Raw genomic sequence first — 10,568 nt, forward strand, 5'->3', positions numbered from 1 at the left:
CACCCGAACAGCCAGATCGACGAGCTTCTGCCCTGGGCCTTCATCGCCGCTCCCGAGCTTAAGGCCGTGGCCTAAGAACACCGCTTACCATTCACGTGACCTTCTGAACTGACATCGCCGGCGAGCAGCGCGACGCTGCGACAGCCCCAAGGTATGGTTGCGCTAGCCCCATTCACGCGCGCGCCGTCAGCGTCGAAAGTTGGTCGGTGTCGTAGCGGTTTCGCAGATCGGCGAGCGCTTTTGGATCGGGCGCCCCACGCGCCGCCAGGATGGCCAGCTCTTCGAAATAATGCTCGTGGCCAGGCGGAGAGACGGTCATCAGCACGCGCGCAGGCTTCTCGCTGACATTGATGATGTTGTGCGGCACGCCCGGCGGGATGAACAGGAAGGTTCTCGGCGTTGCACGGATCGTCCTGTCGCCGACATGCCATTCACACTCGCCCTCGAGCAGATAGAAGGTCTCCTCCTGCACCCGGTGCACATGCCGCCCGGTGGCGAATTCCGGCGGGATCGTCCAGTCGAACATGCTGGAATGCCTGGTATTTTCATCGGTGACGAGGAACGTCATGGGATGGCCCCGCAGCATGACGCCCTTCTTCTCGTCAGGCATGCGGATGACGGCATCAGCGCTCATATGATCCTCCTCTGGCAGGGCGCTTGTTTCTGGCAAGCGTTCGCGCAAACATCGGCCGCTCGCGCCGGAAAGTCGTGAATCCGTTGCCAAAAATTTGCTAAAAGGCTCCAATGACAGTCAGGGGCGATGTCTACCGCTTTGGCCCTTTTCGCCTCGATCCGGAGGTGGGCATTCTCTTTTACGGCACCGAGCCGACCATGCTCGGGCAACGCGCCGTCGCGCTGCTGCGGCTACTGATCCAGAATGCGGGCGTGCCCGTGTCCAAGGACGCGTTGATCGACGCCGGCTGGGGCGGATCGGCGGTTGCCGACAACAATCTGACGGTCCAGATCGCAGCCTTGCGCCGGACATTGGCCGACGCCGCGAAAGTCGCCGACTGGATCGAAACATTGCCGCGCCGTGGCTATCGCTATGTCGGACCTGCCGTCGCCACCAATGTTCCCGATACATCGGCCGCCATCCGCGCCACGTCGGCGCCGAGCTTGCCTGACAAGCCCTCCGTCGCGGTCCTGCCATTCTCGAATTTGAGCGGCGATCCGCAGCAAGAGTATTTTGCCGATGGGATGGTGGACGACATCATCACAGGCCTGGCGCGCATCAAATGGCTGTTCGTCATCGCGCGAAACTCGACCTTCTCCTACAAGGGTCGCGCCGTCGACGTGAAGCAGATCGGCCGCGAGCTTGGCGTTCGCTATGTGCTCCAAGGCAGTGTGCGCAAGGCCGGCGGCAGCGTGCGGGTCACCGCGCAGATGATCGATGCTTCGACCGGCGGCCATGTCTGGGCCGAGCGCTATGACCGCAGCTCCGACGACATCTTCGCGCTCCAAGACGAGATCGCGCTGGCAGCAGTGGGCGCGATTGCGCCAAGCGTGCGGAAGGCCGAAATCGAACGCGTCAGGCGCAAACGCCCCGATAGCCTCGATGCCTACGATCTCGTGCTGCAGGCGCAGCCTGATGTCGATTCAGGCATGCCGGAGCAAGTGACCAGAGCGCTGGTCCTACTCGGGCGTGCGATCGCGCTCGAACCTACCTATGCGCTGGCGCATGGCAACGCCGCGATGTGCCATCACTGTCTATTTCTTCGCGCCGGCCTGCAGGAGATCAACCGCGCTTCTTCGATCCGCCACGCGCGGTCGGCCATCGTCCACGGACAGGATGATGCTCTCGCCCTGACATGGGCGGGCTTTTCCATCGCAATGGATGCACATGATCGTGCCGCTGCGTTTGCGGCATTGGAAGCCGCCCTCGCCATCAGCCCGTCATCGGCCCTGACCTACATCCTTGGCAGCGTCATTCTCGGATGGAGCGGTGAAGCGGAGCGGGCGATAGAATGGAGCAAGCAGGGTTTGCGGCTGAGCCCCTTCGATTCGTGGGCCTGGGCCGCCTTTGACGCGCAGGCGATGAGCCATTTGCTGCGCGGCCGCTACGAAGAGGCTTGCCGTGCTGCCTACAAGTCCGTCCAAGCCAATCCGGCGCATAGCATCACCTATGTGCAATTGGCGGCCGCGCTGGCCAAGCTTGGCCGGCTGGACGAAGCGAAGGCAGCCGCCGCTCGCGTGATCCAACTCCAGCCGGCCTTCCGCTACAGCCGCCAGTTTGCCGGTGTTAATTGCGCGCCCGCGCTCGCGGAGGCTCTTGGCAGCGCGCTACGGGCAGCCGGATTGCCAGAGTAGCTCAACACCGCACGAACTCGTTGAGCGGTTCGAGGGGAAGCTCGATATCTCCTTGATCGGATGATGTCGGCGCGACGCCTAACGTCCAGCGACGACCAGGGGTGGCCCGGTAATCTCCATGTCGAACTGGGCCGCGATCGCTTTTATTTCGGCGAGATTGCGCGGAATTTCCAGCCCCTGCGCGGCAACCGTCGGAAAAAAGCCCTCGAGACCACCGGGTGACAAGATGGCGATCCATCGCGCACGCTCCACGACAATGAACGCATGCTCGACGCCAGCCGGGATGTAGATCATGCTTCCGGCGCTGCGTTCGAAAGTCTCCCCGGCGCGCCAGAAGCGTAGCCGTCCTTGGAGTATGACGAAGACTTCGTCCGCCTCAAGGTGACGGTGGCGCGGCGGTCCGTCGCCCGGATCGGCATCGGATGCAAATGCCCCAAGCTTGCCGCCGGACTCTTGCGCCGTCAGCAGCGTTTCGTAGTGTGTGCCGTTCCAATTGGTTTGAGTGCCAGGTGCTGCCTGTGTTTGCATCTTCGCCACATGGGTTGGAGTGAAGCTTTGATGACATAACGATAGCTACACGTTGAGCCTCGGCGGGCGCCTCCTATGAACCTATGAGATGCGGCGAACGGTTGTCAGCAACGCCGGCTTCCGGCACACTGCAACTCCCTTCAGGTGAGGGTGCGGAGAAATCCGGCACACATGCACGACTTCGACGGCATGGTCGGACAAATCTACGATGCGGCGGTCGAACCCGGCCGCTGGCCGCGGGTTCTTGAGACGCTGTCGGATTTCCTCGAAGGCGCCGCCACCAAGCTGACGTTCCAGAACGCAAAGACGTTGCGCAGCGAAGCGAGTTCGGTCCGCATGCCGCCGGAGGCGGACCTCACCTACGCGCAGTACTACTACAAGACCAATGTGTTCCTGCCGTGTATCGCCAGGCTGAGCGCCGGCACGTTGATCCCGATTTGGGACCTGCTGCCGCGCGAGGTCTACCGGCGCTCCGAGTTCTACAACGACTTCTGCCGGCCCGGCGACATGTGCCACTCGATCGGGGTCGTGCTTGCCAACGAGCCGGACATGCGCGTCGTGTTCACCTGCGGACGCGCCGAGGCGACAGGAGAGTTCGAGCCCGAGCACCTCGACCGGCTGCGCCGCATCGGGCCGCATCTGGTTCGCGCGGCGAGCGTGGGACTGCGTCTCTCGCGTTCGGAGATCGCCAGGAGTGCCAATGTCGAGGCGCTCCACCGCGTCGCCCAGGGCTTGCTGATCGTGGCAGCAAACGGCGAGATCCTGTTTGCCAACCGGGCGGCCGAAGCACTGCTTACCGAAGCCGACGGGATCAGGATCGAGAAATCTGCTGTGCGTGCAACCAAGCCCACGGATGCCGGACAATTCCAGCGGCTGATCGCCACGGCGGCGGAACGGTCGGATGCCGTGGGCGGCGTAATGGCGCTCGGCCGGCCGGTGCCGCGCCGATCGCTGAGCGTGCTGGTGGCGCCGCTGAAGATCGAGTTGACATGGTTCGTGACCGGCCGGCCCGCCGCAATCGTGTTCGTGGCCGATCCGGACAGCGCGCCGCGGACCATGCAGGGCCAGTTGCGCACTCTCTATCGGTTGACCCCAACCGAGGCGGCCGTGGCCATAACGATCGCCCGCGGCGAAGGGCTGCAGGCGGTCGCCGACGAACTCGGCATCAGCCTGACCACGGCGAGGACCCACCTGCAGCACGTGTTCGAAAAGACGGAGACGCGACGACAGGCGGGGCTGGTGCGTCTCATCGCAGCGAGCGGCGTTTACGAGCGACAATAGCCGGTCGCAGCGAGGCTCGCCGCAGGTCGCAAGAGCCTCTGAACGACATCGCACGCACGCGGACGCAGTGGTCTGATCCTTCCGCTCTGCAAGCTGCCGGTCCGCTTGCGGCCCCCTTCCAGGCATTTACAGTGCCCGTCGATCGCCGAACTGGGCCAAAGCTGCTGACGTCGAAACATTAAGCGCTAATCTATGCTTCGAAAGCTAGGGCGAGGAGCCTCATGCGGCAGCTTTCGACGCAGACGAGCGGCGCTTGCCGCCGGACTTGGAATCGCACTTGCGCTTTGAAAGGTGCGCAAGCAGAGCCGCCAAACCCATCGCATTGAGAACCCGCGTCCTAGGAACGCCCCCCTTGCGTGCCATCTCCACACCCCAATGCATGTGGTCGAGTTCGCGGATCGAATGCGCGTCCGGATTGATGCTGAAGATGCAGCCGTAGTCGAGTGCCTTCTGATGCCACCGCCAGTCGAGATCGAGCCGCCAAGGATGCGCGTTGATTTCGACAGCGACACCATATCTCGCGCACGTTCTGAGGACCTTGTCGATGTCGAGATCATAGCCGGGGCGCCGCAACAACTGGCGACCGGTCATGTGTCCGATGATTGTCGTGAAGGGGTTCGCGATTGCCTCAATGATACGGTCCGTCTGCTCTTTCTTCGGCAACTTGAAGCGGCTGTGCACGCTCGCGACGACGAAATCGAACTGCTCCAAAACGTGGTCCGGATAGTCAAGCGAACCGTCGGCCAGGATGTCTGCCTCGATGCCCTTGAGGATACGGAATTTTCCACCATACCTCTTGTTCAGCCGATCCGCTTCGCGGTGCTGCTCAGCAATCTCCTGCAATGTGAGGCCGCCCGCGTAGTGCGCAGACTGCGAGTGGTCGGCGACACCAAAGTACTCGAACCCGCGCTTACGGGTCGCTTCAGCCATTGCCTCAAGCGTCTCGGTGCCATCAGATGCGGTCGTGTGAGAATGCAGGATGCCATTGAGATCTTCATCCCGGACGAGGGTAGGGAGTTGCCGCCTCGCTGCCCGCTCGATCTCGTCCCTGCCTTCGCGCAGTTCAGGTTCGATGAACTGCAGGTCCAACGCTGCGTAGATTTCCTCCTCTGTCACTGATGCGATCAGCTTTCTGGCGCGGTAGAGCCCATCGGGTTTGAGCGCGAACCCTCTCTCGGCCGCAAACATCCTCAATTGCTGTAGATGGGCCGCGGAACCGGTTGCTTCGAGGAAGCTTGCGCCAAAGTGCTTCTTGTCCGTTAGGACAAGCCTGAGGGTGGACTGCTCGATTTCGGTCCGCTTCTTCCCCTGCGCGACCAGCGCGAGGTCGGCAACAAGTTCGCAACCACGTCGGAAATCACCGGCGATTTCCACGCGCGAAAACTCGGGATGCTCTTGCTTCACGGAAATGATCGCGTGCTCTAGGAGGGCGGCGGCCTTGTGCAGGTGAAGCTGTGTTTCGCCGCCTCGAGCGATAGCCAGGTTCTGCAGGATTTTAGTCTGAAGCGACGCGCCGAGGCCTTTGACTGGCCGGATGCGACCTGCCTTTGCCGCCGCTTCGAGCTCAGCCAACGAGTTCACGCCGAGCGCCTGATGAAGCTTCATTATCTTGTCGGGCCGGAGCCCGGGTATGGCAAACAGCTCCATTACACCCGCCGGCACCTCCTCGCGCAGCTTCTCAAGGCGTGGGTGCGTGCCCGATTCATAGAGCTTGCGGATAATGTCTGCGATAGCGTCACCGATCCCCGGGATCCTGGTGAGGGCGCCCGCGGCGATGATCCGGTCAAGCGGCTGCGACAACGCAGCCAGACTATCGGCCGCGCGCAAGTAAGCCTTGGTGCGATAGGGATTGTCCCCGCGCAGCGATAAGCGATGTGCGTATTCCCTTAGCAGGCTGGCTACTGTCCTCGGATCGGTTTTTGCCATTGTCGATGCAAACGGGGCCAATCTCCGCAGGTTCCAATCAGGCAAAGACTGCGAAACGCTGATCCATGGTTGCTGCCTTTTTCGCGGAGTGGGCGCTACAGATTAGGCAAGGACTGGTCGGCGCGACCCCACCCCGCCAATGATTTGTAGGCTGCGCGTTTCTTCAATTCAGGAGCATCGCCGACGTGGAAATGAGAGGGCGCATCAATCGTCTTCATCTCCGCCCAGGTGATCGGCGCCGCGACGGGCGCGCCCGGTCGAGACCTTGCGCTGTAGGGCATGATCGCGGTCGCCCCGCGCTGGTTGCGCAAATAGTCCACAAAGATGCGACCCTTCCGGCGCGCCTTTGACAGCGCGGCCGTAAAGTGGGCGGGATCGCTCTGCGCGACCGCTTGAGCGAGACGAAATGCGAAGTCTTTCACTTGCGGCCATTCGGCCTGAGGGGTGAGCGGGGCGACCACATGCACCCCTTTGCCTCCTGTAAGCATCGGGAAGGTCGTAAGTCCCAGCGATTTCAAAATATCACGAAACTGGAATGCAGCGGCGCGGACAGCTTCGAAATCAAGACCCTCATCGGGGTCGAGGTCGAACACGAGGCGGTCGGGCTTTTCGACATCCTCGATCCGAGCTCCCCACCCATGCAGCTCGATCGTTCCCATCTGGACGCAAGTCATCAGCCCAGCGGCATCGTCGACATAAAGGTATGGCTCCTCGTGGCCGTCTTTTTCGGTGATACCCACTTGGTGGACTTTGTTGCCAAAGCTCCCGGCATCATGCTTCTGGAAAAAGCACTTCTTGGCCCGCCCCTGCGGACACCTAACAAGACTGATCGGCCGACTGCCGACCCAGGGAAGCATGATCTCCGCGACGGCCGCGTAGTGGTCGGCGAGCTGGCCCTTGGTGATATTGGACTCCGGATAGATCACGCGGTCACGGTTGCTGATGGCAATGTTGTTCGCCGGCGATGTGGTCAGCTTGGCCGTGCGACGTTCCGTCTCCAGCACGACCGCCTCCGGCTTCTTGTCTTCGCGTAGACCGAGGTAGCTGGGATGTCTCAGCGTTCCTTCCTTGGTCATCTCGGTGAAGGCAATCTCGGCGACCAGCTTGGGGTAAAGCCAATGTGCTCCGCGAACTTCTGCTCGCGGCGCCTCGACGGTCGCGGCCTTCTGCTCGAGCGGTGCCATGATCTTCATGAGACGGAAGAGTTCAGCTGTATCGAAGCCGGTGCCGACTTTCCCGGCATAACGCAGCTTGCCGCCGTCATGCACCCCCAGAATCAATGACCGGAAGGCGCGGACCTTGTCGGACGGCGTCCAGCCGACAATTACGAATTCCTGCCGCTTGATGCACTTGATCTTGAGCCAGCTTCCGCTGCGGGCTGCCACATAGTGCGAATCGGCGAGCTTCGAAACAACTCCCTCGAGACCGGCTGCGCAAAAGCGTTCGAGCAGCTCTTCTCCGCGACCGAGGATATGATCGGAATAGCGAAGGATCGCGTTCTTCGCGGGCAAAATTGCCTGGAGCTTCTCCTTGCGTTCAAGGAGCGGGCGCCTCGTGAGATCTTCGCCATCGAGCTCAAGGAGATCGAAGGCATAAAAATCGATAGTGGCTGGCGCACCCTTTAATGCGTTCTGAAGCGCCTGGAAGTTTGATCTTCCGTTCGCATCGACAACGACGGCTTCGCCGTCGATCAGAGCGGACCGGACCTTGAGCTTGCGGGCTTCCGAAAGAACCGAAGGAAAACGCTGAGACCAGTCCAGACCAGAGCGCGTGTAGGCACGCGCTTCCCCACTGCCGACACCAACGAGAATGCGGTAGCCATCGTATTTCATTTCGTGGATCCAGCGGTCCCCGGCGGGGACGGTGTCTACGAGCGTTGCGAGCTGGACGGGCCGAAAAGTGGGCAGCGCTGAATTGGTTTGGTCACGCATAGGCGACTTCGCTTGAGGAGCGCTCCACCCAGGGATTGCCTTACGCGACGTTGGCTTGACCACTCTCACGCACCCCAAACCCGAGACGAAATGGCTTAATCGCGTCCAACGCGCGATTGCTTCTTTGGTTTCGTTCCGGGGGTTGAGCTTGTCTCCATTATTGCTGAGTCCGTGTGCCTGCCTGCAAGCCCGCAGCGGTATCGTTCCCGAGACGGCGAGTATGCGGACCGCCCATCACGCTTCGGAAGCAGCTCCGCGATCGCCTGCATCAGCTCGTGCAGAACACCAGAGTGGCGCCTCCCGCCGATGCCCCCCGGCCATCATCGACCCGACGGTTGAATGGGTGAAACCGGGCAGCATAACAGCCTGGGTGGCCATCTAGGAAACAGCCAAAGCTACGGCATGGTGCCGTGCAGAGCATCAGCGAAGAAGGAACCTAAAGCCGCCTTCCGGCTTCTCTCGCCATGACCACGCGCGGGATCAATTTCTTAGACCGGTGGATGGCGGATCACCTGCCGAATGCGATCACGGACGATTCAATGGCCATCGTTTACCTCGTCGAAGAGGCCCTGAAAGCTGCTGAGCGAGAAGGCATTAGCCCCGACGAGATCAGCGAGGAGGTTGGCACAGTCTTCGAAGTGATCCTCGATGCGATGCAGAACCGAGAAGGCGGCTTGGCGGCCTGAGGCTCCTGTGGAGCTATGCGTTGCATTAGGAAATGTTAATGTCGGCCGCTGCAAAGGCGGCGCATAATGCCGACCTGCCCCGGCTCGCAACACGGGGTAAGAGGCCCGGCCTGCCCCGCTCTAGTCGTCCCCCGACTTCCCCGCTCGCAGGCCGGGTCGCCTCAGCTTCAACTGATGGGTAAACTGCAATCGGAGCGGCTCGCCAGGGTCGACACCCGGTTACATTCCATAGGTCACTTGAACGCGTACCTGTTAACAGCCCCGTCCGCCTCATGCGTGACCCGGATCCAGCGCTGTTCGTCGCCGCGTGCGTTCGTGACCTCACTGCCTGTGGCCGTTTCGGCTGCCACCCATGGAGTATTTGCACTGATGGTACGACTGGTCACAACGCTCCCCATCCATCTCTTCCACCCGATAGACCTTCATGTGCGACCTCTGCTCTATTCATCCCGTATCTGAACAGAGATCCAGGAAGCTTTGTTCCTGGGCGAAGCGGCGACCCGAAGGATACCGGTCAAAAGACGATACCCGTCACCCCAACGGGATGGCGAGCATCGATCTAGCGGCTGCCGACGAGGAAGGTGACGCATTTCCTCGCCGGCTCCATTGCTATGGCGAGGATTTAGCGTTGGGACCAAAGCGTCAGCTCCTCCGACTTCGGTCGCATCGGGGAACATTCCACCAATCGGCAGGTTTGGTTCGCCGGCGCGATTCATGCCGAGGCGCGCCGCTGGGTTGCGCGAGACCCCGGAGCCCCGCTCGTCCCTCACGACCGGGCTCTTGCGTGTGATGCTGCCGTACAAGTAGCAACCTAAGATCGCGGCCGGCTTTTCCCCCGCATGAGCGCGCGCGCTTTGAAATTTCTGGACCGATGGATGGCAGACCATCTGCCAAACGTGAGCACCGACGACCCAGGGGCCATTGCATCTTGTCGTTGAACTCCTTGCCTCTGCCGGGCGTCAGGGCATCGCGCCCAAAGAGATACATGAGGAGGCCGACAGCGTTTTCGCCTTGTGAGCGAAGCGATGCAGCACCGTGGGGGCGGCTTGGCGGGTTGAAACCCAAAACAAATGCCCAGCACTCCTGGCAGGAAACTCGGGGTACTACCCTGGAAGAAGAAGAAGACGACCGCCGAGCGGGACGGGGGATCAGGGTGTTCGGACGGTCGTCGGAGGACAAGGGGCCATAGAGTCAGCAAACTGCGTTGCGATCGGCCCTGGCTCAACATGTCATTGATTTGGCCCGGTAAAAATAACAAATGTGTGGGATCTTTTCCCGCCTTTACGCGCGAGTGACTGCGGAAAGGAACATTCCACCCGTCGGCAAGTTAGGTCTCACGGCGCGCTTTTTGACCGAAGAGGCAACGCCGTAGGGTCCACCCCGGAGCCCGCTCGCCATCCCTCAAGGCGGGCGGGCTCTTGTTGCCGGGATGAGACGGAGAGGGGCAATGAAGGACGGCGACGGCAAGCCGGATGGGTCGCAGAAGGACAAAAACATCCATCTTTTTGGCAGCGCGGTTGGCAAAAGAGACGAGCCTATCCGAAGATGAGGCGCGGGGTCTGATCAAGTTGATCGGCACAGATTGGAATTCGCTGGTCCGGGAAGCGAAATTCCTCAAGCGCCGCCATTGAGACGCGCCCCCGCAGGGAGACGCAGCTTACGGTTTGGCTTTCCTATCCATCGTGGCAAACAGCGCCGCCTCGTCTGTTACCCCGTTCTCGAAGGCTGTGATCAATAGGCTGCCCAGCCATTCCCTTTCGGCGGGTCTGCACTTGCCGGTAGTAGCTTCTGGAGCACTCTTTCAAGCATCGCCATGTCGTCGGGTTCGAGATACTGTTTGGCTGAGAACGCATCGGGCACCCCAGCAGGAACCTCTGCGGCCCGGCCCGCTTAACCTAGGTGACACAGG

At 61.4% G+C, this 10,568-nt stretch carries 7 protein-coding genes; 3 read left to right on the forward strand and 4 right to left on the reverse strand.

Features of this window, described 5'->3' with window-relative positions:
- Positions 1-172 precede the first annotated feature (172 nt).
- Positions 173-634 carry a cupin domain-containing protein gene (locus EOA49_RS26845; RefSeq protein ID WP_127241974.1) on the reverse strand — a complete coding sequence of 154 codons (462 nt, stop codon included), beginning with the start codon at positions 632-634 and terminating at the stop codon, positions 173-175.
- A gap of 110 nt (positions 635-744) precedes the next feature.
- On the opposite strand from EOA49_RS26845, the gene EOA49_RS26850 reads away from it, so the two are divergent.
- A complete protein-coding gene (locus EOA49_RS26850; RefSeq protein WP_127241975.1) occupies positions 745-2,307 on the forward strand; it encodes a winged helix-turn-helix domain-containing tetratricopeptide repeat protein in 1,563 nt (520 codons plus the stop codon).
- Positions 2,308-2,385: 78 nt separating this feature from the next.
- Here the strand turns inward: EOA49_RS26850 and EOA49_RS26855 are convergent, their stop codons facing one another.
- On the reverse strand, positions 2,386-2,835 hold the full coding sequence (locus EOA49_RS26855) for a cupin domain-containing protein (protein WP_127241976.1): 450 nt from the start codon (positions 2,833-2,835) through the stop codon (positions 2,386-2,388).
- A gap of 171 nt (positions 2,836-3,006) precedes the next feature.
- Between EOA49_RS26855 and EOA49_RS26860 the strand changes: the two genes are divergently transcribed.
- On the forward strand, positions 3,007-4,116 hold the full coding sequence (locus EOA49_RS26860; protein WP_127241977.1) for a helix-turn-helix transcriptional regulator: 1,110 nt from the start codon (positions 3,007-3,009) through the stop codon (positions 4,114-4,116).
- A 219-nt stretch (positions 4,117-4,335) separates the two neighbouring features.
- Here EOA49_RS26860 and EOA49_RS26865 read toward each other — a convergent pair whose 3' ends face one another.
- Together EOA49_RS26865 and ligD are read right to left on the reverse strand one after the other, a co-directional pair.
- The gene (locus EOA49_RS26865) at positions 4,336-6,042 is read right to left on the reverse strand and encodes a DNA polymerase/3'-5' exonuclease PolX (protein WP_127243448.1); all 1,707 of its coding nucleotides are present in this window, start codon (positions 6,040-6,042) and stop codon (positions 4,336-4,338) included.
- Between the two features lie 95 nt (positions 6,043-6,137).
- Positions 6,138-7,973, reverse strand: coding sequence for a DNA ligase D (ligD, locus tag EOA49_RS26870; protein ID WP_127241991.1), 1,836 nt, complete (start codon positions 7,971-7,973; stop codon positions 6,138-6,140).
- Between the two features lie 464 nt (positions 7,974-8,437).
- On the opposite strand from ligD, the gene EOA49_RS26875 reads away from it, so the two are divergent.
- Positions 8,438-8,659, forward strand: a complete 222-nt coding sequence (locus EOA49_RS26875) for a DUF768 domain-containing protein (protein ID WP_066998571.1) — start codon at positions 8,438-8,440, stop codon at positions 8,657-8,659.
- The last annotated feature ends 1,909 nt before the right edge of the window (positions 8,660-10,568 follow it).

Origin of the sequence: Mesorhizobium sp. M1A.F.Ca.IN.020.04.1.1 (assembly GCF_003997315.1) — a bacterium.
In the GTDB taxonomy this organism is placed as follows: domain Bacteria; phylum Pseudomonadota; class Alphaproteobacteria; order Rhizobiales; family Rhizobiaceae; genus Mesorhizobium.